At 52.6% G+C, this 21,931-nt stretch carries 19 protein-coding genes; 12 read left to right on the top strand and 7 right to left on the bottom strand.

All coding sequences use genetic code 11. From position 1 onward, the window contains the following. Positions 1–232 precede the first annotated feature (232 nt). From MKY64_RS32835 to MKY64_RS32865, 7 genes are all read left to right on the top strand, one after another. Positions 233–1,240 carry a hypothetical protein gene (locus tag MKY64_RS32835; RefSeq protein ID WP_340958272.1) on the top strand — a complete coding sequence of 336 codons (1,008 nt, stop codon included), beginning with the start codon at positions 233–235 and terminating at the stop codon, positions 1,238–1,240. A gap of 287 nt (positions 1,241–1,527) precedes the next feature. Then, positions 1,528–2,187, top strand: coding sequence for a response regulator transcription factor (locus MKY64_RS32840; protein ID WP_340958274.1), 660 nt, complete (start codon positions 1,528–1,530; stop codon positions 2,185–2,187). A gap of 2 nt (positions 2,188–2,189) precedes the next feature. Further along, positions 2,190–3,542 carry a HAMP domain-containing sensor histidine kinase gene (locus MKY64_RS32845; protein ID WP_340958276.1) on the top strand — a complete coding sequence of 451 codons (1,353 nt, stop codon included), beginning with the start codon at positions 2,190–2,192 and terminating at the stop codon, positions 3,540–3,542. Between the two features lie 103 nt (positions 3,543–3,645). After that, positions 3,646–4,737 carry a hypothetical protein gene (locus tag MKY64_RS32850; RefSeq protein WP_340958278.1) on the top strand — a complete coding sequence of 364 codons (1,092 nt, stop codon included), beginning with the start codon at positions 3,646–3,648 and terminating at the stop codon, positions 4,735–4,737. A 108-nt stretch (positions 4,738–4,845) separates the two neighbouring features. Then, positions 4,846–5,643, top strand: a complete 798-nt coding sequence (locus MKY64_RS32855; RefSeq protein WP_036732501.1) for a dihydrodipicolinate synthase family protein — start codon at positions 4,846–4,848, stop codon at positions 5,641–5,643. A gap of 64 nt (positions 5,644–5,707) precedes the next feature. Then, the gene (locus tag MKY64_RS32860; protein WP_036732502.1) at positions 5,708–6,292 is read left to right on the top strand and encodes a DUF421 domain-containing protein; all 585 of its coding nucleotides are present in this window, start codon (positions 5,708–5,710) and stop codon (positions 6,290–6,292) included. Positions 6,293–6,346: 54 nt separating this feature from the next. Then, entirely contained in the window at positions 6,347–6,820 is a 474-nt protein-coding gene (locus MKY64_RS32865; RefSeq protein ID WP_036732503.1) for an OsmC family protein, read from the top strand. A gap of 20 nt (positions 6,821–6,840) precedes the next feature. Here MKY64_RS32865 and MKY64_RS32870 read toward each other — a convergent pair whose 3' ends face one another. From MKY64_RS32870 to MKY64_RS32885, 4 genes are all read right to left on the bottom strand, one after another. Next, positions 6,841–8,265 carry a sensor histidine kinase gene (locus tag MKY64_RS32870; RefSeq protein ID WP_340958280.1) on the bottom strand — a complete coding sequence of 475 codons (1,425 nt, stop codon included), beginning with the start codon at positions 8,263–8,265 and terminating at the stop codon, positions 6,841–6,843. Positions 8,266–8,267: 2 nt separating this feature from the next. Further along, positions 8,268–8,954 carry a response regulator transcription factor gene (locus MKY64_RS32875; RefSeq protein WP_209879141.1) on the bottom strand — a complete coding sequence of 229 codons (687 nt, stop codon included), beginning with the start codon at positions 8,952–8,954 and terminating at the stop codon, positions 8,268–8,270. A gap of 15 nt (positions 8,955–8,969) precedes the next feature. After that, complete coding sequence (locus tag MKY64_RS32880) at positions 8,970–10,442, bottom strand: hypothetical protein (RefSeq protein WP_340958281.1); 1,473 nt, start codon at positions 10,440–10,442, stop codon at positions 8,970–8,972. Positions 10,443–10,914: 472 nt separating this feature from the next. Continuing rightward, positions 10,915–12,336, bottom strand: a complete 1,422-nt coding sequence (locus MKY64_RS32885; protein ID WP_339251059.1) for a glycoside hydrolase family 1 protein — start codon at positions 12,334–12,336, stop codon at positions 10,915–10,917. 139 nt (positions 12,337–12,475) lie between these two features. On the opposite strand from MKY64_RS32885, the gene MKY64_RS32890 reads away from it, so the two are divergent. Further along, positions 12,476–13,447: a LacI family DNA-binding transcriptional regulator gene (locus tag MKY64_RS32890; protein WP_340958282.1), complete on the top strand. Its 972-nt coding sequence runs from the start codon at positions 12,476–12,478 to the stop codon at positions 13,445–13,447. Between the two features lie 74 nt (positions 13,448–13,521). Here the strand turns inward: MKY64_RS32890 and MKY64_RS32895 are convergent, their stop codons facing one another. From MKY64_RS32895 to MKY64_RS32905, 3 genes are all read right to left on the bottom strand, one after another. Beyond that, on the bottom strand, positions 13,522–14,220 hold the full coding sequence (locus MKY64_RS32895) for a DUF6710 family protein (RefSeq protein WP_051478692.1): 699 nt from the start codon (positions 14,218–14,220) through the stop codon (positions 13,522–13,524). 113 nt (positions 14,221–14,333) lie between these two features. Beyond that, positions 14,334–15,302 (bottom strand): carbohydrate kinase family protein, encoded by a 969-nt coding sequence (locus MKY64_RS32900; RefSeq protein ID WP_340958284.1) that lies wholly within the window; start codon positions 15,300–15,302, stop codon positions 14,334–14,336. Between the two features lie 33 nt (positions 15,303–15,335). After that, complete coding sequence (locus MKY64_RS32905) at positions 15,336–16,376, bottom strand: LacI family DNA-binding transcriptional regulator (RefSeq protein ID WP_340958285.1); 1,041 nt, start codon at positions 16,374–16,376, stop codon at positions 15,336–15,338. A gap of 453 nt (positions 16,377–16,829) precedes the next feature. Between MKY64_RS32905 and MKY64_RS32910 the strand changes: the two genes are divergently transcribed. The 4 genes from MKY64_RS32910 to MKY64_RS32925 are packed head-to-tail and all read left to right on the top strand — an operon-like array spanning position 16,830 to position 21,811. Continuing rightward, positions 16,830–17,768: an ABC transporter permease gene (locus MKY64_RS32910; RefSeq protein WP_340958358.1), complete on the top strand. Its 939-nt coding sequence runs from the start codon at positions 16,830–16,832 to the stop codon at positions 17,766–17,768. A gap of 12 nt (positions 17,769–17,780) precedes the next feature. Continuing rightward, entirely contained in the window at positions 17,781–18,662 is an 882-nt protein-coding gene (locus MKY64_RS32915) for a carbohydrate ABC transporter permease (RefSeq protein ID WP_036732509.1), read from the top strand. A gap of 18 nt (positions 18,663–18,680) precedes the next feature. Next, positions 18,681–20,300, top strand: a complete 1,620-nt coding sequence (locus MKY64_RS32920) for an extracellular solute-binding protein (protein WP_340958287.1) — start codon at positions 18,681–18,683, stop codon at positions 20,298–20,300. Positions 20,301–20,356: 56 nt separating this feature from the next. Beyond that, a complete protein-coding gene (locus MKY64_RS32925) occupies positions 20,357–21,811 on the top strand; it encodes a glycoside hydrolase family 32 protein (RefSeq protein WP_340958289.1) in 1,455 nt (484 codons plus the stop codon). The last annotated feature ends 120 nt before the right edge of the window (positions 21,812–21,931 follow it).

Genomic DNA, 21,931 nt, shown 5'->3' on the forward strand with positions numbered 1-21,931 from the left:
AACAATGCTGCTCCTTACAAGCGGCCGATGAGAGAGAAAATAGCCTATGGGCTGGATGTATTCTACCAGAAGGCGTTGAGGTACCAGCATTCTTCACCCGCAGGGTAAGTTTGTTCTATTCCGGGCGAGGGTCTCTTTTTACAACTCCATAACAACTGTCACTCTACTTTATAACATGTTGAGAGTAGGGTAATGGTAGAGAAAATACTATACTCCTGTGGAGGTTATCCGGTTGAATAAGAAGAAGTGGTCTGCTTCTATAGCAGTCCTGTTATGTGCAGGAGGGTTATTCGCCATCAGTGCTGTTGTCGTCCCGAACTTAGTGAACTCTGCTGTTGTCACCAAAGGCAGCGCAGCAGCACAGAATGATCTCAGACTGACACTGCCGGAGAGTACAGTTCCTGTATTGAAAGTAGCGGCACCTGTGCCAGTATCTACTGTCGATGATTACCTGCGGAAGAATATGAACAAGGAGCTAATGGAGCAAATTTATGATTCTCTGAGTAAAGCACCTGAGCCCACGGTAGTTGGCGGCCAGGATCAAACCGAATCTGAGCTTAACCTTCGAACTAAGCGTCAATGGGTGCTGGAAGATCAGTATGAGTATGATGGCCTTCGGCCTCAGAAGCCCCTGCCCTTCGAGGCGGGACAAGGAGATTTATATCTGGATCTAAAGACCAATACGCTCTACGTTCCAGATAGAACTTGGACCGATGAAGAACTGCTGCAGCTTATAGACTGGAACTATCGCCAGGCGTCTGCAGCCTCTCTACGCTTTCCGGAAAAACCTGTTCTTCCTCAAAAGTACAGCGAATCTAAATTCATCATGCGTGCGGTTGAAAGTGTGCGAAAGCTCTACGATGCCGATGTGTCTAAGATGCAAATGGCAACTAATCTGAGAAAAGCGGAATATGGCTTTCCTTCCCAATGGTGGGTGTATTTTTCTCCCTACAAGGAGCGAACCATGCGGGGACAAGGACAGGAGGTATGGAATTACCATGTGATTATCGATACAGAAACCGGAGTGGTAGTGGATACGACAGCAGTTAATTTGGCAGCGATAAGAACGCCTATTGATGAGGCTGCGGCTAAATCAGTCCAAAAGGATCCTAGCTGGATCAAGGAAGCTATACGGATTGTTAAGGATAAGCAAGGTGAGCAAAGGAAAATCGCAAAGGCATATCTGACTGATACCGTGGTGAACAACAAACGTGGAATGGTTGCGGTAGATGTGTTATAGAAGACGGCAGCAAATATAATGCGGAATTTCGCTATCCGAGTATGGTGTTGCGTTGCCTCATTTATGAGCCTGCCGATAAGGGGAGATAAGCGGAAGCTTATGTTCAATGAAACAAACTAGTCCTGACGATCAAGCAGTTCTTGATTCGTCGGGATTTTTTAACGGGCGGGTGTGAAAGGTCAGGTTTGGCTTATAGGTTATGGATGCTTTGGAATCTGGTATGATTAAGATTAGGTTACCTATGAAAGGGTATTCTGTGGCTACAGAGTTAGGAGGATATTCGACAGATGGCTCATATACTTGTTGTTGAGGATGAACAGGCGATTAATGATTTAATAACGATGAATCTTAAGCTGGTGGGACATACGTATTCCAAAGCCTATACCGGCTCAGAGGTTGCGGAATTGCTGGAGAAGGAACGGGCGGATCTCGTCCTGCTGGATGTCATGCTTCCCGGTCTGGACGGGTTCGGGGTGATGGAGCAGATTGCGCCACTACGGATTCCGGTGATTCTGATTACGGCCCGGGGTGCACTCTCTGACCGGATCAGGGGCTTCGAGCTGGGTGCGGATGATTATATTATTAAGCCTTTTGAGATTCTGGAGCTGCTGGCCCGGATTAATGTCGTGCTGCGGAGGAAAGAACAGGCCGCCTCTGCTTTTGTATGTGATGGGGTTGAAGTCCGGTTCAAGGAGCGTCAGGTGTGGGTGGATCAGCTGCTGGTGGATCTGACGGCCAGAGAATTCGAGCTGCTTGAAGTGCTGATCCGTAACCGGAATATTGCTCTTTCCAGAGAGAAGCTGCTGGAGCTGGCATGGGGTTATGATTATGCGGGTGATACCCGTACTGTGGATGTACATATCCGGCAGCTGCGCAAAAAGCTGGGCTGGGAAGAACGGATCAAAACCGTGTTCAAGCTGGGCTACCGGCTGGAAGTTCAGGTCTAGCCATGCGGTTCTGGCATAAGATTCTCCTTGCTGTCCTGGTGCTGTTTATAGCGGCACTTGATGTAAGTGTCGTGATGGTAATGAAAAAAAGCTGGCAGCTGAACATGGCCAGTGAGAGCAAACGTGCGGCCAGCGAACAGCTGCTAATTACGAATAATATCTATGAGAATCTGGATTCCATTCGGGCAAGAGGCGTCTCTCTTACCCCGGCACTGCTGGTCAGTGTGGCTAAGTCCTATGGAGAACACTACCGTAAGCAGGGGATAGAGCTGGAGCTGCGGGATGATGGACTGCTGCTCTATCCTGGTGAGAAAGAGCAGCGCGCTGTGCAGGAGGAGCATATCATGACGTTAGCGATGTCGCTCCCGGCTCCCTATCAGCATTTGGAACTGGTATACAAGCGCGATATCAGCGGGCTGTACGCTCAGCAGGAGGAGCTTAACCGTTTTTTTGTGATGATTAACTGGATTGTAGGGCCGCTTCTTGTGGTACTGCTCTACCTTTTGATCCGGCATCTGACTAAGCCACTCAAGCTGTTGTCGGAGACGACAAAGACGATTGCCGAAGGCGACTATTCCAATCGTGTGGAGCTGAACAGCAGGGATGAATTCGGAGAGCTGGCCTTCAACTTTAACAAGATGGCTACTGTGATAGAGCAGCGGATGAGCGATCTCGCAGGCATGGCTGAGGATAAACAGCGGATGGTCGATAATCTAGCTCATGAGCTGCGGACACCGCTAACCAGTATGCAGGGATTTGCGGAGCTGCTGACCACGGCTAACATAGATCAGGAGGATCAGGTCAAAGCGGGGCGCTATATTCTCAGCGAGACGGTGAGGTTGAAGAATCTGGCCTTCAAGCTGTTGGATCTGTCCGTTCTGCGGCATCAGCCGCTGGTGTTGGCAGAGGTAGATGTGGCTTCGCTGTTCGACACAGTGGCCCAGACCGAGCAGCAGAGGGTAACAGATAACGGATTACGGCTGGAGCTGGATAGCACCATTCCTGCCGTATGGGGAGATGCGGATCTGCTGGCAGCTTTTCTGGTGAATCTGATTGAGAATGCCATTCCTGCGTCCCCGCCAGGCAGCACAATCCGCTTGCTGGCCTATCAGCAGGACGGAGAAGGGGTGCTTGAAGTACAGGACAGCGGGAGCGGAATGACAGAAGAGCAGAGCAGGCGGGCATTTGAGCCTTTCTACCGTGCAGATTCTTCACGTTCGCGGGCCTATGGCCATGCAGGTCTGGGTCTCTCTCTATGCCGCCAGATTGCCGAAGCGCATCAGGCCAGAATTGAGCTGCTATCTGCTCCTGGTGAGGGGACGAGCATCCGGCTTTTTTTAAGATCCACTTTGTGAAGCTATTTTACAACTCCATAACAACTGCTCCTCTACTCTATAATATCCCGGGATTAAGCTATGGATAGAGTTAATATCCTGAATCCCGATGGAGGTAATACAATTGAACAAGAAAAAGTGGTCTGTTACTATGGCAGTTGTCCTATGCTCAGGCGGTATGTTTGCATTCAGCGGACTCCTTGTCCCCAGTCTGGCGAACTCAGCAGTCATCGCAAAGTACAGTACGGCAACTCCGGTCAGTGCTAAGGCAAGTCCGGCAGGAAGCGTTGTTCCTGTGCTGAAGGTGGAGGCACCCGTGCCGGTATCTACCGTGAATGATGATCTGCTGCTGAAGCAGATGACTGAGGAGCAGATCCAGCAAATCTACGACTATATGGAGCTACCGGGCGATCCGAACACTTCAGGCCGGGAAATGACCGAAGCGGAGATCAACCGCAGGCGGGTGCTGGAAGATCAATATGTCTATGATGGTGTGCGGCCACAGAAGCCATTGCCGCTACAGGCGGGGCAGGGAGAAGTGTATTTCGATATAAAGACCAATACGTATTATCAACCGGAGCGCACCTGGACGGATGAAGAGCTGTTGCAAATGATTGACTGGTCCTACCGGCTTAATCTTGTGGCATCCAAACGTAATATCACTGCTCCGGCCGTTGCCGTACCGCAGAAATTCAGCAAGGCTGAAGTACAGGCACGGGCGGCTGAAAGTGTGCGCAAGCTGTTCGATGCCGATGTCTCCAAGCTGAAAACAAATGTTATGCTGGTGGAACCGGGTTATGGCATACCTTCATTTTGGTCGGTTCACTCTGAACCATATAAGTCGCTTACTCTGCTTGGACAAGGTCAGGAATACTGGCAATATAGTGTGCAGATCGATCCTGACACCGGGGTGGTGGTTGATACGACAGCTTTTAACTCTGTGATGAAAAGAACCCCTATCGACGCGGCAGCTGCGGCTGCCATGAAGAAGGATGACAGCTGGGTAAAGGAAGCTACCCGGATTGTAAAGGACAAGCAGGGAGAGAAAAGAAAGATAGTGAAGGCGTATCTGACAGGCACTGAGGTAAACAATAAACGCGGGATGGTGGCCGTGGATGTGTTGCTGGAAGACGGCAGCAAATATAATGCGGAATTCCGCTATCCGGGTAAACAGCTGCGTTGTCTGATCTATGAGCCTGCCGGTAAGGCTAAGTAAGCGGGAAGCCGTGTTGCTATAGAACTGAATTTATCCTGATGATCAAGTCTCTCTTGATTCATCGGGATTTTTTGTTACATTAGAGAGAAGAAAGGAAGGGGTGAGGGGATGAAAAGATTAAATGTGGCGATTCCAACGCCTTTTCATGGGGATGAGGGTCTGAATACAGACGGATTTGCGCCTATCGTGGCTTACCAGCAGCAAAACGGCATCGAATCCCTGCTGATCTCAGGAAGTACTGGCGAGCAGCATTCGCTGAGTATTGAGGAAAGATTAGAAATTATTGAATATTTCAATCAAAAGCGTTCTCCGGGGATGGAGCTGATCTTCGGCGTGTCCGCGATAAGAACCCGTGATGCTGTCCGGCTGGTGCAGGAGGTGGAGACATCAGTGATGGATGTGCTGCTGATCGGATTTCCCCCGTATATCCGGCCTACGCAGCAACAGGCGGTTGCTTATGTGGAGGAACTGCTTAGTCATACGAGCAAGCCCGTAGCGTTGTATAATAATCCCGGCCGGACCGGATTTGATCTGACCCCGGAGTCGCTGTACACGTTAATCCTGCGCCATCCGAATATTGTCGGCTACAAGGAAACAGGCGATTTGCAGCGGCATATGGGAGTGGAGTATCCGGAGGGGTTCATTCTTTTTGCAGCAGGGGATATGAGGCTTGTGGAGAATTTCGCCTCAGGCCCTTGCAATGGCCTCTCCAGTGTGGCGGGGAATCTATACCCCTTGGAGATCAAGAGCGCGGTGGAGCGTCTGCTGCGGAAGGAGCAGGTGGAGGCTGGACCTTTGGAGGACATAGTGGCGCAGGTGTTCAGCGGGCATGCGCTTGTCAACATCAAGCAGCATTACAACCGGTTGGGGATTCCGGCGGGTGTGTGCCGGGCTCCGATTCTCTAGATATGCATATTCGCCTCCTGTAAGACAAAAGCTAGCCTATCTACTGTCAAAAGGAGACGGAGCGATGAATGAAATCTGGAGCGAAATCTGGAAGGCGCTGGTGCTGATCATTGTCGGGATGCTGGTGCTGCGGCTAGCCGGCCGCAAATCGATCTCGCAGATGACGATTCCTACGACGATCGCCATGATCTCAATTGGGACGATTATTGTGCAGCCGATCGCCGATCATAGTATTCTGATTACTATAGTTGCAGCAGCCGTATTCATCATAGTGTTAATTATAGTGGAATGGCTGCAGGTACGGTGGAATGCTTTTGAGCGGCTAATTAAGGGGCCTGCGGTTATTGTTATTGCGGAGGGACAGCTTCAGCCTAAGAATCTGAGGAAGCTTAGATTAACCGTCGATGAGCTGGAGATGAGCCTGCGGGGACAGGGTATCTCCAGGCTTAGCGATGTCAAAACGGCGACGATTGAGCCTAACGGCCAGCTCGGATATGAATTACAGGATTCCGCAAAGCCGGTCACTATGGCCCAGGTAGAGGCGCTTTTTGCTACGTACCTGGGCGGAAGCTGTCCAGCGAATGAGACTGAATACCTGGATCAGCCTGATCGGCAGACGGGGCTTTTTGACGAGATTAAGTTGCAGTAGAAGTGTAGAGATGGCTGTAAAATCAGCTAAGCAGAAAAGAAAGGACGGAGTGAGATGAAGCATCCTTTTCACCTGAAGGCGGTATGGAATGGAGGGCGGAACAGCGAAGGGCATATTGATGCGGGCGGACTGCGGACGGTTATATCGATTCCGCAGGAGATGGGCGGGCCGGGAACCGGCACGAACCCGGATGAGATGCTGCTGGGTGCAGCAGCGACCTGTTACCTGATTACTCTGGCCGCAATGCTGGAGCGTTCGGAGATTGTTCCAGAGGAGCTGACCCTGGCGTCTGAAGCGACAGTAGATGTCACGAATAATGTGTTCACGTACGAAAAGATCGTGCACAAGCCTAGCATTGTGCTCCAGGCTGGTGCGACACCGGCGCAGCTGAAGATGGCAGAGCGGCTGGCACATAAGGCTGAAGCCTCCTGTATGATCTCCAGAGCCGTGGCCGGTAATGTCTCTATAGAGACTAAGCCAGTTGTGGAAATCGCGCACGGGAGCGGACAAGCCCGGGTAGAGTTATAGAAGCACAGGGGGATACAGAGCTAGAGCTGCACTGGTGATGCAAAGTGCTGCTCCACCTCGTAACGCGGCAGCTCAACAATTACCGAAGTTCCTTTGGTGAACTCACTCTCGATCCGCAGACGCCCGTCATGCAGCTCGATAATTTCTTTGCAGATGGCGAGGCCCAGGCCGCTGCCGGATTGACGGGAGCGACCCTTGAAGAATTTGGTGCCAAGCTGCGCCAGATCCGCGGCCTCGATGCCTTCGCCGTTGTCAGCCACGGTGACGCTTATGCGCTCGCCTTCGAGCACTGCGGTAAGGCGGATCTCACCCTCCGCAGGGGTGAACTTGAACGCATTATCCAGCAAATTGACAAACACCTGCTTCAACCGGTTAAAATCACCGTCCACCGGCAGCGGCTGATCGGGAAGGTCGGCGTAGAGGCGGATCTGCTTCGTCTGCCCCCGGTATCTGAATTGCAGCAGCAGATCCTCCAGCAGGCCTCTGAGATCATACGGCTGGCGCACAATGCGGATCTCTCCGGCCTGAAATTTGGAGAAGTCGAGCAGATCCTCCACCAGTCCGATCAGCCGGTCTGTCTCCCCGGTCATGACCTCAAGCCCCTGCAGGATCTCCTGCCTATCTGATAAATCACCGACCAGCAGCGTTTCCCCCCAGCCTTTGATGGAGGTAAGCGGGGTCCGCAGTTCATGGGTGACGGAGGAGATGAAATCATATTTGAGCTTCTCACTCTTGAGAATTTCCTCCGACATATAATTCAGCGTTACCGCAAGGGTGCCGACTTCATCGTCATAGCGCCTCGCTGCCCGGACGGCAAAATTACCGGTGGCCATTTCCTTGGCGACCCCGGTCAGCTGCTGGATCGGCCCTACGATCCGTTTGGCGATAATCAGGCTGAGCATGAAGCCGAATCCAATGACGAGTAGTCCGATGACGGCTGCATTGAGTGCGATCCGGATAATAACATGATATAAAGGCTCTGCCGAGACCGAGTACCGCAGCAAGCCGATTGTGCTCCCCGACTCCTTCAGCGCGATAGAGACTGCCATAATTCGTTCCCCGTTCACTGGCTTGATGCTCTGAAAGCTTCCTTTGCCGCTGGTCAGAGCTGCTCTCACATCAGGGGTACTCACCTGCTCTGTACTGGAGAAGCCGAAGGAATTAATGACCACGTGCCCAGCTGGACTCAGCACTTCCACCTTACTGCTCTCCTCAGGGGAGAGATTCTCCAGAATATAACGCGCCCGCTCATTCAAGCTATAACTCTCCAGATACTTATTGAAAAAGGTCGCTGAAGTCGTGGCCCTTGTATTCAATGTCTCCATCGCACTGCCCAGATAATAATAGTGGACAGCAGCGATGAACACTCCCTCCAGCAGCAGCACGATCAGGAGCAGCACAAGGGTAATATAGACGATAAGTCTGGACCTGATTCCCTTCAGCACAATTAGCCCCTCCAAATATATCCGAATCCCCACACGGTCTCGAGGAACTGCGGCCCGGAGGACTCCTGTCCGATCTTCTGGCGGATTCGGCTGATATTCACATCTACAATTTTAAGATCCCCCATGAAGTACTGCCCCCATACGGCTGTCAAAATATCATCCCGGTTCATGGCCTTGTTCGGCTGTTCCATCAGCAGCTTAACGATCATAAACTCGGTTGGGGTCAGCGGGATATCCTGCCCGTCCTTCAATAATTTCCGTTCATCCAGCAATAGTGTAAAAGGCGGCAGCTCGATAAGATTCTCCTGCGGCAGCACTTCTCCCGGATACATCCGGCGGTAGAGCGAGCGCACCCGGGCGACCAGCTCTACCGGACTGAAGGGCTTGACCACATAGTCATCTGCGCCGGATTCCAGGCCCATGACCTTGTCGATTTCCTGGCTTTTGGCGGTGAGCATAATGATTCCCAGCCGGGGGAAGTGTGTCCGCAGAAGGGTGCACACCTCGAACCCGCTGAGTCCGGGCAGCATCAGGTCGAGAATCGCGATGTCAAAATCTCTCTGTTCTCTTGCAATGCGCAGCGCCTCTTCACCGGTAGAAGCCTCCGCGATCTCGAAGCCTGCCCGCTTAAGGTTGATACACAGCAGATCACGGATAGGCTTCTCATCTTCCAGTATCAGCACTTTCATGAACAGCTCTCCTTCTTATTGCCGGGGCTTCTGGGGTGTGCCGGCCAGCTGAACGACTTCATCTAATGTCAGCTTCAGCTGATTATAATTCTGCAGATCGGCCCCCTGCAGCTTGCTGGCGGCATCCGCTGCGGGCATTACGGCAACGAATAGGGTAGGCTCCGTGTCATTGTTAGAGTTCCCCTGCTCATACAGCAGCTTATACTCTCTATTCTCAGCCTTCAGCTGGACCTCTGCGGCAGCCCAGGCCTTCTTCGTCAGCAGGCGAAGCTCCAGCAGCTGAGCCTTCACAGCAGACCCGGTATTCTTGTAGCTGAACTGGAGCTTCTCCCAGGGCTGGGGTGATTCTCCCGGAACCTCCAGCAGGGTCTGGCCCGCCCAGGACTTGGGAATACGGAAGTTGAAGCCCCAGCGGTCGAACTGCTCCTGCACGAAGGTCAGGCCGGTCTGTCCGTCCCACTGATAATATTTGGTGATGAATGGGGTCGCCAAGGGAGCCATGCTCTCCGTACCGGCTGGCGGCACCAGGAAGCCGAATTCCAAGATCCCGTCATTATTCACATCCAGGCTGGACTGCGGGTAGTCCTTAATTGCAATACTGCTGCTGCCAAGCAGGTCAGGAGAGACGGCTGGCGGAGACAGCACCAGATCCTTGCTTGCAGCGAGCGCAGTACGCTGATAATCGTCTGTTGCCAGTATATCAGTAAACCTGTCTTTTTCCCAAGTTAGCAGTGAAGTATAGGAAGCATGTGCGCCAATGGCGGCATCGATGACGATTGCGTCCCGGGTAGGGGACGCCTTGCCGAACTGGGCTTCGATGACATTACCATCCAGCTTCTGGTCAGATAAGGTCTGCAGCGTACCGTCCTTGAGCCGGAGCAACAGGAGATGGGTCTCACGGATGTTATCTGTGGTGTAGGTACTCTGAAGCAAGGCAATATCGGTATGCCCGCTTCCGGTCAGGTCGCCAAGGACCAGCTGGTCGTAAGGCTGCTTAAGCAGCTCGGTCAGCTTGCCGCCGCTTAGGCTGTAGACCGCCAGCTCTTTGCTTAAGCCCTCCCCGCCGCCGTATCCGAGCAGCAGCTCCTCCGCTCCGTCACCAGTAACATCTGTGAAGGACACTTCATTCAATTCGCTGCCTACCCCGGTAAGGTTAGCCAGCTTGGTCCACTTGCCGTTCTGCTGTGAGAGGAGGAGGGTATTGATCTCGTAATCGGTTTTGTCTGTCTTGTAGAAGGCCAGAAGCTCCTCCTGCCCGTCCTTGTCCAGATCCTGTAATTGAATCGCACTGCCGGATTCCGAGTGGATGGGAACCGTTAAATGCGCGTTGGCCGGTAGAAAGGATTTGACGATTCCGGTAAGATTGCCGTCGCTATTCCCCTGTGCCGGGGCTTGAAGCAGATCGCTCGGTGTCTTCATGGTGCCACAGCCGGAGGCAATCAGGCTTAAGAATAAGAGGCTGCTGAGGCCGAAGGTATATTTGTTCATTACAGTTACGCTCCTTAGGATTCATCTGTGGCTAGTATATCCTAACCTTTCGGGCAATTAGTTTCAAAATGGTAAAGGAGCTGACTGAAGATATTAATATGAGATGGAATATGAGATGGAATGGCAGTAACGGTAACGCAAAGCTTAAACTTGTCGCTGCGGTGAACATTTGGACTTTCGGCCGCTGTTGTATACAGATTTCTTGATTCAAGCCGCTGTTTGCGGTTGAAATCCGTATACAAAGGCGGTCGCTATCGCTCCTACAGTTCCAAATTTCCCCTCCGCTCCTTCCCAGCTTTTTGTTAATGGCTTATTCAACTGAAATTGATATCTTCAGTTATTGGGGGGAGGAGGGCAGGCAAAGAACGGCGGAATGGGCCGCTGTCGCTACCATTCCTACAATTTAATATAAAAAGGCTGTCCCATTCAGCCTTTTATGGCTTTTCGGGACAACCTGTATTGTCTGGCTATTCTATTGGCCTGAGCGCCGCAGGCTCTGTCCGTTGGTAGCAATAACATCCTTATACCAGTGGAAGGATTTCTTGCGGTAGCGCTCCAGGGTTCCGGTATTGTCGTCGTGGCGGTCTACATAGATGAAGCCGTAGCGTTTACTTAGTTCAGCAGTTGACGCACTGACCAGGTCAATACAGCCCCAAGAGGTGTAGCCCATGACTTCAACGCCGTCCTCGATGGCTTCGCCCACCTGCACCAGATGGTCATTCAGGTACTCAATCCGGTAGTCGTCATTGACGGTTGGCACGCCGTCTTCGCCGGTGATCAGCTCATCCTTGGCTCCGAGTCCATTTTCCACAATAAATAGCGGCTTCTGGTAACGGTCATAGAACATATTCAACACATAGCGCAGACCCTGCGGGTCAATCTGCCAACCCCATTCGGAAGCCTTCAGGTATGGATTAGGTGCGCCCCCGATCAGGTTGCCTTCCTGGGTACGTTTGCTGCTGTCTCCGGTCTCGCAGATGCTCACATAATAGCTGAACGAGATAAAGTCAACGGTATGCTTGAGAATGTCCGCATCTCCAGGCTCCATGTGAATCTCAATGCCGTGCTCTCTGAAGTAACGTTTCATATAGCCAGGGTACACGCCTCTCGCATGCACATCTCCGAAGAAGTAATTCATATGCTCTGACTTCATTGCCGCAATGACATCGTCCGGGTTAGGCGTGAGCGGATATGTTGGCATGCTTAGGATCATACAGCCGATCTGGGCCTGCGGATTGATCTCATGTCCGATTTTGACCGCTGTAGCACTTGCGACCAGTTCGTGATGAATGGCCTGGTACAGATCCTGCTTGCTCAGCTTGTCCTTCGGTGTATAGATCCCGCCGCTCATGAATGGCTCGTGCAGGATGGAGTTGATCTCGTTGAAGGTCAGCCAGTACTTCACTTTATCCTTGTAGCGGGTGAATACCGTTCTGGCATACCGTTCATAGAAGCCGACTAGTTGCCGGTTCACCCAGCCGTCATACTGCTTGGACAAGTGCAGCGGAGTTTCGTAGTGGGAGAGGGTCACCAGCGGCTCAATGCCGTATTTGTGACATTCATCGAACAGGTCATCATAGAATTGCAGACCTTGCTCATTAGGCTCCAGCTCGTCGCCGTTCGGGAAGATTCGCGACCAGGCGATTGAGGTACGGAAGACTTTGAAGCCCATTTCGGCAAAAAGCTTAACATCTTCTTTGTACCGGTGGTAAAAGTCGATGCCGACCAGCTTCATATTATCCTCGGTAGGCACCTCGGTGATAGGGCCCCTGATTCCTTGTGGAGCTACGTCTTGAGTGGACAGGCCTTTGCCGTCTTCGTTGTATGCGCCTTCCAATTGGTTCGCAGCGACTGCGCCGCCCCACAGGAAGCCTTCAGGAAATGGAGTGTTCATAGATAATCCCGCCTTCTATTAGTTATGGATTCAGATATGGTAAGCTGTTCATAGGTCCTATAATTCAATGCTAAATGTTGTAACGCGTTACATGTCAAGTATTATTATAAAGATGAAAAATTATGTAAGGAGAGCCATCATGTCGAATCTGGATCAAATCGCTAAACTGTCGGGATTCTCCAAAGCTACAGTATCGAGGGTGCTGAATCGTTCTCCCCATGTGAGCCAGGCAACGCGGGAGATCATCCTGAAGATCATGGAAGAGCTGGACTATGTGCCGAACGGCAATGCCATCTCCTTGTCCACAGGAGAGACGATGCAGATCGGGATGGTAACGGAGGGGATTAACGAGGTAATGCTGCCTTTTCTGAACAGCTTCGTGGAGACTGCGAGCCGGCACGGATATCAGACGATTATCTATACCTCCGGGGGTGATCCGGCCAAAGAGCTGCAAGCCTTCGAGGATATGCGGCGCAAAAGAGTCGATGCGCTGGTCATCAGCACCTGCGTTAACGATCAGGCGCTCCTGGGCTCCTATTGCAAATATGGGCCAATTGTCTCCTGGCAGCGGATGGAGCTTCCCGAGATTCAGAGTGTCGCCATGAATCAATATGACGGGTATATGCTGGGACTTGAGCATGTGATTAGACGGGGTTATACGCGGATTGCCAATGCTTGGGGCCGGCCGGCCAGTATGAATACCTCCGGGCGGATACAAGCGTACCAGGATGCTGCCCGCAAATATCATCTGGAGGTGAACCAGGAATGGTCGCAGACAGGGATCTTTTCCATCCGGCAGGGTGAGGAGCTGATCCGCAGGCTGCTGCTGATTGCTGGCGGGCCTCCGAATGCCATCCTCTGCGCCAATGATATGGTAGCGGCAGGGATACTGAGCGAGGCCCGCAGGCTTAAGGTGAAGGTACCGGAGGAGCTGGCGATTGTCGGCTTCGACAACACGGAGCTGGCCCATACGCTCGGAATCACTTCAATTAATAATCCGATTGGCGCACAGGCACAGAACGCGCTGCATCTGATTCTCGGCAAGCTGAAGGGGGAAGAGGCGGAGCAGGAGCCGCTGGGGTTCCAGCTCGTGCCGAGAGCGACTACTTAAAGAAGCCGTGAACCGTCCGATTTGGGCGGGTTCGCGGCTTTTTTGCTGTTTAGGAAATTATGGTTTGTCGTCTCTCAGAAAATAATCTTCTGCGCCGCCATGATCCGGCCGATCTCAAAGATAGCGGCGCATTCCACGAAATGAACCTCGGAGATAATCGAATGGTCATGCGTTCTGTAGTAATATCTGCCGTCGGTATACACATGATCATAGATGAGGCTGATGTCATACACCGAGGTGGGGTAGAGCTCCCCTTCGCCCTTGGCGATTCCCGCCGTTATGGAATGGTGCCCTGAGCCTTCCACGAAGGAGATGCCAAGAGGGAGCCAGAGGGTAACCTGATGATCCTTATCCTGCCGCCAGCTTCCGTTCAGGGTACCTTCACCGATGCGGATCAGACTGTCGCGCAGCTTGCGGGGAATCCAGGGGGAGGGGAAGACCAGGTCACGTGCCAGGTTGATGATTCTGCTGCTGTTGTCAATCTGCCGCATCAGGAAGTGGAAGCTCCGTCCGTCCAGCGTCACCTCGGCCCATTCATCAAAGAACAGGTTGTCCGAGAACATCCGCTCCATCTGGTCGACCTCCCCGTAGAGCGCGGGCATCAGCATGAGCTGGCTCTGAATACGTCTGCCTATCAGCCGGATGAAGTCCACAATCGGATGGGTCTCGGGCTGGAAATAACCATAATTGATATCATAATAAAAGCCGAGATTCTCATTGATTAAATCCTTGGCAAACGCCATGAGATTATCGAATTCTTGTTTCATCGTCATGCAAAAGCTGCTCCTTCAACCATATGATAATGTGCTTATCATATTACGTGCCATGCTCCCCTGTCTGTGATGAAAACAGCAGGTAAAGATTGGTTTAACAGCAGCTCCGCAGCTTACCCGGCAAATTCCTGGACCTCGTCCAGTGTCGGCAGCGCGGCAATCGCTCCGACCTTGGTGCAGACCATCGCCCCCACCCGGTTGGCGAAGGTGATGAATTCCCGCTGCAGCTCCGCGCTGCGGGTGAAGTCCGCCGGATGGGCCAGCTGGCTGATTCGGCAGAGCAGCGCTCCGATGAAGGCATCGCCGGCACCGGTGGAATCGATGGACTTCACGGTGATGCTCGCAATCAGCAGCCGGGAGTCCGGGGAGGAGATGAGGGTGCCGTCTTTGCCCAGAGTAACGGCTACTACTCCGGCTCCCCACTCATGCAGCATATCAAGGGCGGCATCACGGTCCGCTTCGCTTGTAATCAGCTGAAGCTCCTCGTCGCTGACCTTTACCAGATCGGCCTTGGAGATACCGGCTCTGGACAGCGTGATGAATTCCTCCTGCCGCCCGGTCCACAGGTCGCCCCGGTAGTTGGGATCGAAGGAGACGAACTGTCCGTTCGCCTTCGCTTCATCCATGAGCGTCATATAGACCTCGCGGAAGGGATCAGCCAGCAGCGCTGTCGCCGAGCCGAAATGAAGCATGGCCGCCTCACGGACGGCTGCCCGGTCAAGCTCTTCCAGCCTGAACAGCTGGTCTGCCCCGCGGTGGAACACGAAATCGCGTTCCCCGTTCGCTGAGCGCGAGACAAAAGCCAGTGTGGTCGGGCTTGCGGGATCAAGCAGCAGCATCGAGGTATCCACGTTCTGTTCTTCCAGCGTCTGCTTCAGGAAGAAGCCGAAGGGATCGGCTCCGACTTTGCCGAGGAAGGCGGAGTGGCCGCCGAGCCGGGCGATGGCTGCACTTACGTTCGCTGGCGCTCCGCCGGCCTGCTTGGAGAAATGCCGCCCTGCAGTCAGGCTGACGTCAACATCGGTGCAAAAGAAATCAATGAGCAGCTCGCCCGCACAAAGGACTGAACCATGTAGTTTCATTGTGAAATAACCTCCAGGCAGAATGGGTTGGACTTAGCTAAGAGCGGGGGTAGAGTCTCTGAATACAACGTCTGTAGCGACATGTGTCACCTGATAAGGCTTGGCAGGGTCCTTGATCCGGGAGAGCAGCATTTCGGCAGAGACAATCCCCATATGACCGCTGTAAATATGTACCGTCGTCAGATGGGGTTCGATGATCCGGGATTCCGAGGCATCGTCGAAGCCGCAGACCGCAACCTGCTCCGGCACCTTGATTCCTCTGTTCTTAAGTGACTTCATGACACGGATTGCGATGAAGTCATTGGCGCAGATGAAGGCGGAGGGCCACTCGTCAAGGGCGTCCAGCTGCTGATCCATCCAGTCCGCCTCCAGCATGTAGTCCCGGTCCTGACCCACAATGCATAATTCGGGATTGAGCGGGATACCGGCCGCAGAGAGTGCCCGATTGAAGCCGATCCAGCGTTCATTGAAGCTGCGGCAGTGGTTGTAATCGCCTACAAAACCGAAGCTCTGCACTCCCTGATCCATCAGCTTGCGGGTCATGGAACATACACTGTGCTCATTCTCCATGAGCATCAGATCTGCCTTCAGCTCCGGATAAATAATATCGGACGCGCAGTCAATGAAGATCGTTGGAATGCCGAGCGCGGTAACCAGCCCGCTGTATTCTTTACTGAACATTTCAATACAAATGATGCCGTCCACATTCGCGGGCTCGAAATTGCCGGGCAGAGTCATACCGTTAATATCGTTCTCCCGGACAAAATAAATGGACAAGGTATAGCCTTCGGTACTGATACGCTTCTCCAGTCCGCTGAGCAGCTGGGAACCGAAGTGGGAGCTGTTGGGGAGATTGCTGGTCAAAAGGGCGATATTGCCCTGATTCTCAGAGGCGCTGCCTGCTGCTTCCAGATAGGAGAATTGTTTATATTTGAGCTCGACGGCCTTGTTGATGACCTTCTCCCGGGTCTCGGGAGGAATGCTCTCTGCACCGTTCAGGGCTTTGGAGGCCGTATTTCTGGAGATGCCTAGCGCATCTGCAATGTCTTGAATGGTGACCTTTGCTTTCTTCATCACTGTGTTCCACCTTTGTTTCCCCGTATTAGTAACCTCTGCTACCTAATATATAGCATTTACTCAAAATTGACAACGTAATTTTACAAATGCACAAATTAATTTTACAATTCAAAAATTAAAGACACCGTTAAGTGCTTATATCTATGTTAATGTTACATTTGCACTGTATAATGCACGGTTTTAATTATTTTTTGTGCAAAATGTATTGACTTATAATCACGATCTCTGATAAATTGTAAAGGCAAAACATGTTCAAATGTAAATTTGAAAACCTATTCATTTTGTTAAATGTAAATTAATAGTTAGACCGGAGGTGGGTAACCTAACCGTCAGGAGGATAGACAGATCCGGGCGGACCTATGCCATGTGAATGGCAAGCTAGCAGCGGCCCTGCTGCGCAGCAGCATTAGCACAGCCGCACTGTAAGGAGGGGGAAAATTGGCAAATCCGATGGTTCAACAAAGGGGTACTGAACTCAAATCACGCAAATCAATTCTAAGCTATCTGCGCCGGAATTATATCCTGTATTTATTCTTGGCTCCGGCTGTAATTCTTACCGTTATATTCAAATACGTTCCAATGTACGGCGCTATTATTGCCTTCAAGGATTTCAGCCCGCGCAGAGGCATCCTGGGCAGCGCATGGGTGGGCTTCGAGCATTTCGAGCGGTTCCTCTCCTCGCCGAATTTCTACGATATTCTAATGAATACGCTTAAATTAAGCGCCTACGGGCTGATTCTGGGTTTTCCGGTGCCGATTGTGCTGGCGCTTATGCTGAATCTGATCCGCAGCGCGAAGCTGAAGAAGAACATCCAGCTGATTGTGTATGCACCTAATTTTATCTCGGTTGTGGTTGTCGCAGGGATGCTGTTTGTCTTTCTGTCGCCGACAGGTGTGGTGAACGCGCTCATTACTACTTTTACAGGTAAGCCGGTGTCCTTCATGAGTGATCCCGCTTACTTCCGTACCGTATATATTCTGTCAGGCATCTGGCAGACGGCAGGCTGGTCCTCAATTATCTATGTAGCCACGCTGGCCGGTGTAGATCCGCAGCTTCATGATGCGGCGACGATTGACGGTGCCTCCCTGCTGAAGCGCATCCGCCATATCGATCTGCCCGCGCTGAAGCCGGTGATGGCCGTGCTGTTCATCCTTGCCGCAGGCGGCATCATGTCCATCGGCTATGAGAAGGCCTTCCTGATGCAGACGGCGCTCAATACCCCGACCTCGGAGATCATTGCGACCTATGTCTACAAGGTGGGTCTGCAGGCCGGCGATTATGCCTATTCCACCGCGATCGGATTATTCAATTCCGTCATTAACGTAATCCTGCTGGTCTTCGTCAATACGGTCGTCAAGCGGCTGAACGAAGGGGAAGGGCTGTATTAAAAGGAGGTAAGTATGGATATTCAATATTCCGGGAAGGACCGGATTCTTGTTGTTATCACGTATATATTGCTTGGTTTGTTCATCCTGGTCATTCTGTTTCCGCTGGTGTATGTCGTGCTGGCCTCCTTCTTAACACCGAATGTGCTCATTACCAAGGGGCTGGCCATTGCGCCGTCGGACTGGACCATTACAGGCTACGTCAAAATTCTCAGCAACGACGCGATGATCCGCGGCTTCTTCAACGCTTTGTTCTACTCTGCCGCCTTCGCGCTGGCTACAGTATTCTTCTCCGTCTTCGCGGCGTATCCGCTGTCCATTGAGGGGCTGGCCGGGAAGCGGCCGGTCATGATCTTCTTCCTGATTACGATGTTCTTCGGCGGCGGCCTGATTCCGACCTATCTGGTCGTTAAGGATCTGGGGATGCTGAATACGGTGTGGGCGGTGATCCTGCCCGGAGCGATCAGCGTGTTCAATATTATTCTGGCGAAGACCTATTTCCAGGGCCTGCCCAAGGAGCTGTTTCAGGCGGCGAGTATCGACGGGGCGTCTGATCTGGGCATATTTTTCCGGATCGTATTGCCGCTGTCCAAACCGATTATCTTCGTGCTGGCCTTGTATGCCTTCGTGGGGCAGTGGAACTCCTACTTCGATGCCATGATTTATCTGGACGATTCCCGGCTGTTCCCGCTGCAGCTGGTGCTGCGTTCGATCCTGATTCAGAATCAGGTGCAGCCCGGCATGATTGCCGATGCCCTGGCCCAGGCGGAGCTTAAGAAATTGTCCGAAATGATCAAATATTCTGCCATTGTTATCTCCAGTCTGCCGCTTATCGTGATGTATCCGTTCTTCCAGAAATACTTCGAGAAGGGTGCCATGGTCGGCTCCATTAAATAATATTAGGGGGAATCTCATATGAAAAAAACATTGCAAACCTTGTCTGTGCTGGCACTCTCGGCTTCCGTGCTTGCGGGCTGCGGCGGAGGGGGCGGCAATTCCTCGGCTTCGGAGGATTACAAGCTGGAGAATGTGACGCTGCCTCTTAAAGAGAAGGTATCGCTGCACTTCATGTCCCAGAGCTCAGCGCTGGCGCCTGCCGATCCGAACGAGAAGCTGATCTACAAGCGGCTGGAGGAGAAGTCCGGGGTCCACATCGATTTTACCAACTACACGAACGACGCTTTTATTGAGAAAAGAAATCTGGCTGTAGCCAGCGGAGACCTGCCGGATGCAATCATCGATGCCGCGTATTCGGATTATGATCTGCTGACCCTGGGCAAGGACGGAACGATTGTGCCGCTGGAGGAGCTGATCGAGAAATACATGCCGAATCTGCAGAAGGTGCTGGCCGCCGCGCCGGAGTACAAATCGATGATGACTGCGCAGGACGGGCATATCTATGCTTTTCCATGGATAGAGGAGCTGGGCTCCGGCAAGGAGAGCATTCATTCGGTCAACGGGATGCCGTGGATCAATATGGAATGGCTGAAGAAGCTGGGACTCGCTATGCCAACTACGACGGAGGAGCTGAAGAAGGTGCTGGTTGCCTTCAAGAATGATGATCCGAACGGGAACGGTCAGAAGGATGAGATCCCGCTGTCTTTTGTGCTGAATAACGGCAATGAGGATATGAACTTCCTGTTCGGCTCGTTCGGTCTCGGGGATAACGGCGATCACACGGTGGTTACCAATGACGGCAAAGTGGTCTTCACCGCAGGCCAGGACGGATATAAAGAGGGCATTAAGTATCTGAACGAGCTGTACCAGCTGGATCTGATCGACGAAGAGGCGTTTGAACAGGATTACAACACCTATCTGGCTAAAGGGCAGAGCGGGCGCTACGGTCTCTATTTCCAGTGGGATAAAGCCAATATTACCGGGTTCAACGATAAATATGATCTGATGCAGCCGCTTGCCGGACCGGACGGAGAGGTCAATGTAGCCCGTACGAACAACTTCGGTTTTGACCGTGGACGGATGGTTATTACCGGTTCAAACAAGAATCTGGAGCTTACCGCCAAGTGGATTGACCAGCTCTATGAGCCGCAGCAGTCGGTTGAGGACAACTGGGGAACGTATGGGGATGAGACGCAGCAGAATATTTTTGAATACGATGAATCGGCCAAAATGCTGAAGCATCTGCCGCTGGAAGGCGCGGCTCCGGTTGAATTGCGCCAGAAAACCAGCATCGGCGGTCCGCTGGCGATCCTGGATGAATACTACGGTAAGGTGACTACCAAGCCGGATGATGCTGCTTGGCGGCTGGACCTCATGAAGGAGAAGCTGGTGCCTTATATGAAGGCCGATAACAACTTCCCGCGTGTCTTCTACTCCCTGGAGGATCAGAAGGAATTGACCGCCATTGAGACGGACCTGTTCGCTTATGTGAACCGCAAGCGCGCGGAATGGACCAAGACCGGTAAAGTGGAAGAGGAATGGAAGGATTACCAGGCAGAGCTGTCCAGACTCGGGCTGGACAAATGGCTGGAGATCAAGCAAAGAGGATATGACAGCTATCTCAAGAACAAAGGCTGAGACTGCACTAGCTGCGGAACATGATGAACTTATAAATAGATAAAGGTGGTAATGGAGTGGAAATTATCGGGAGAACCAAACACAGGCCGGCGCTGCATTTTACGCCGGAGCAGCATTGGCTGAATGATCCAAATGGACTGGTTTATTACGAAGGGGAATATCATTTGTTCTATCAGTATCATCCGCATTCCTCCATCTGGGGGCCGATGCACTGGGGTCATGCCGTCAGTAAGGATCTGATTAACTGGGAGGAGCTGGACATTGCGCTGTACCCGGATGATCACGGCTATGCGTTCTCCGGCAGCGCAGTTGTTGACTGGAATAATACCAGCGGGCTGTTCCCGGAGAAGCCGGGTATCGTTGCCATCTATACCAGTCATCAGGAGCCGACGGAGACGTCGCCTTCTGTGCAGAGACAGAGCCTTGCTTACAGCCATGACAACGGCCGGACCTGGAGCAAGTATGCAGGTAACCCGGTGCTGGCGCATCCTTCCAAGCCCGACTTCCGTGATCCGAAGGTGTTCTGGTCCGAAGCTCACGGGAAATGGATGATGGTGCTGGCGACCGATCAGACGATCACGTTCTACTCCTCCCCGAATCTGCGGGAGTGGAGCCTGGAGAGTGAATTCGGTGAGGGTGCAGGCTCTCATGATGCCGTATGGGAATGCCCGGATCTCTTCGAGCTCCCGGTGGAAGGGACAGGAGACAGCAAGTGGGTGCTGCTGGTCAGCATCGGTGATAACAGCGGGGCGAGATACGGCTCGCGGACGCAATATTTCGTCGGTGGCTTCGACGGCTCCGTCTTCACACCGGAGCACAGCGACATCCGCTGGCTGGATTATGGCAAAGACAATTACGCAGGGGTCAGCTTCTCCGACATTCCGGCTGCGGACGGGCGGCGGATCTTCATCGGCTGGATGAGCAACTGGCGGTATGCCAATCAGGTTCCAAGCCAGGGCTGGCGCGGAGCGATGACGATTCCGCGGGTACTGACGCTCCATGATGCGGCAGACGGCCGGATGTTGATCCGCCAGCAGCCGGTAGCAGAGCTGGATCGTAACTTCGCGGCAGAGTCTGCGGCATTGCCGGAGATGCTGCTGATACCGGGCGAGCGCCAGGATATCAAGTGCAAGGATTCAGCTCTGGAGCTGCGGCTTACGCTTGCGGACAATGAAGCGGAAGAATTCGGTCTTATTATTCATCATACAGCTACTGAGTATACTGAACTCATTTACTCTGCTGCTGAAGACACTCTAACCCTGCACAGAGATCAGTCCGGCGAGACCGGCTTCTCAGAAATATTTCCCGATCTCCAGAGTACCGGGGGAATCGGCAGCCTGAAGAGCCTGCGTATCCTGCTGGATGCCTGTTCGGTGGAGGTATTCGCCAATGACGGCCTTGCCGCCATCACCAGCCTGGTCTTCCCTGGAGGCATCTGCTCGGGCCTAAGCTTCTATGCTAAGGGCGGCAGTGTACGGCTCCAGGGCGGGCGCCTGTCTTTCATGGAATAAATAATCAATAGAATAATCCCGGACAAGGGTGCTCAGCAAGCCATGAGGTCATGGCTTGCTGAGCACCCTTTTTGGTATGGTGGCGGGAACACCGCAGCCATGGCTGGAGGCCATGCCCGT

The organism is Paenibacillus sp. FSL R7-0210 (genome assembly GCF_038009085.1).
GTDB classification, from domain to species: Bacteria; Bacillota; Bacilli; order Paenibacillales; family Paenibacillaceae; genus Paenibacillus_AQ; species Paenibacillus_AQ silagei.

Excerpts from the sequence above, each read along its gene's own strand:
- MKY64_RS32900 (WP_340958284.1), bottom strand. The coding sequence starts at position 15,302 with ATGAAACTACATGGTTCAGTCCTTTGTGCGGGCGAGCTGCTCATTGAT.
- MKY64_RS32915 (WP_036732509.1), top strand. The coding sequence starts at position 17,781 with ATGGATATTCAATATTCCGGGAAGGACCGGATTCTTGTTGTTATCACG.
- MKY64_RS32895 (WP_051478692.1), bottom strand. The coding sequence starts at position 14,220 with ATGACGATGAAACAAGAATTCGATAATCTCATGGCGTTTGCCAAGGAT.
- MKY64_RS32905 (WP_340958285.1), bottom strand. The coding sequence starts at position 16,376 with ATGAAGAAAGCAAAGGTCACCATTCAAGACATTGCAGATGCGCTAGGC.
- MKY64_RS32860 (WP_036732502.1), top strand. The coding sequence starts at position 5,708 with ATGAATGAAATCTGGAGCGAAATCTGGAAGGCGCTGGTGCTGATCATT.
- MKY64_RS32910 (WP_340958358.1), top strand. The coding sequence starts at position 16,830 with ATGGTTCAACAAAGGGGTACTGAACTCAAATCACGCAAATCAATTCTA.
- MKY64_RS32885 (WP_339251059.1), bottom strand. The coding sequence starts at position 12,336 with ATGAACACTCCATTTCCTGAAGGCTTCCTGTGGGGCGGCGCAGTCGCT.
- MKY64_RS32855 (WP_036732501.1), top strand. The coding sequence starts at position 4,846 with ATGAAAAGATTAAATGTGGCGATTCCAACGCCTTTTCATGGGGATGAG.
- MKY64_RS32880 (WP_340958281.1), bottom strand. The coding sequence starts at position 10,442 with ATGAACAAATATACCTTCGGCCTCAGCAGCCTCTTATTCTTAAGCCTG.
- MKY64_RS32890 (WP_340958282.1), top strand. The coding sequence starts at position 12,476 with ATGTCGAATCTGGATCAAATCGCTAAACTGTCGGGATTCTCCAAAGCT.
- MKY64_RS32840 (WP_340958274.1), top strand. The coding sequence starts at position 1,528 with ATGGCTCATATACTTGTTGTTGAGGATGAACAGGCGATTAATGATTTA.
- MKY64_RS32845 (WP_340958276.1), top strand. The coding sequence starts at position 2,190 with ATGCGGTTCTGGCATAAGATTCTCCTTGCTGTCCTGGTGCTGTTTATA.
- MKY64_RS32920 (WP_340958287.1), top strand. The coding sequence starts at position 18,681 with ATGAAAAAAACATTGCAAACCTTGTCTGTGCTGGCACTCTCGGCTTCC.
- MKY64_RS32875 (WP_209879141.1), bottom strand. The coding sequence starts at position 8,954 with ATGAAAGTGCTGATACTGGAAGATGAGAAGCCTATCCGTGATCTGCTG.
- MKY64_RS32865 (WP_036732503.1), top strand. The coding sequence starts at position 6,347 with ATGAAGCATCCTTTTCACCTGAAGGCGGTATGGAATGGAGGGCGGAAC.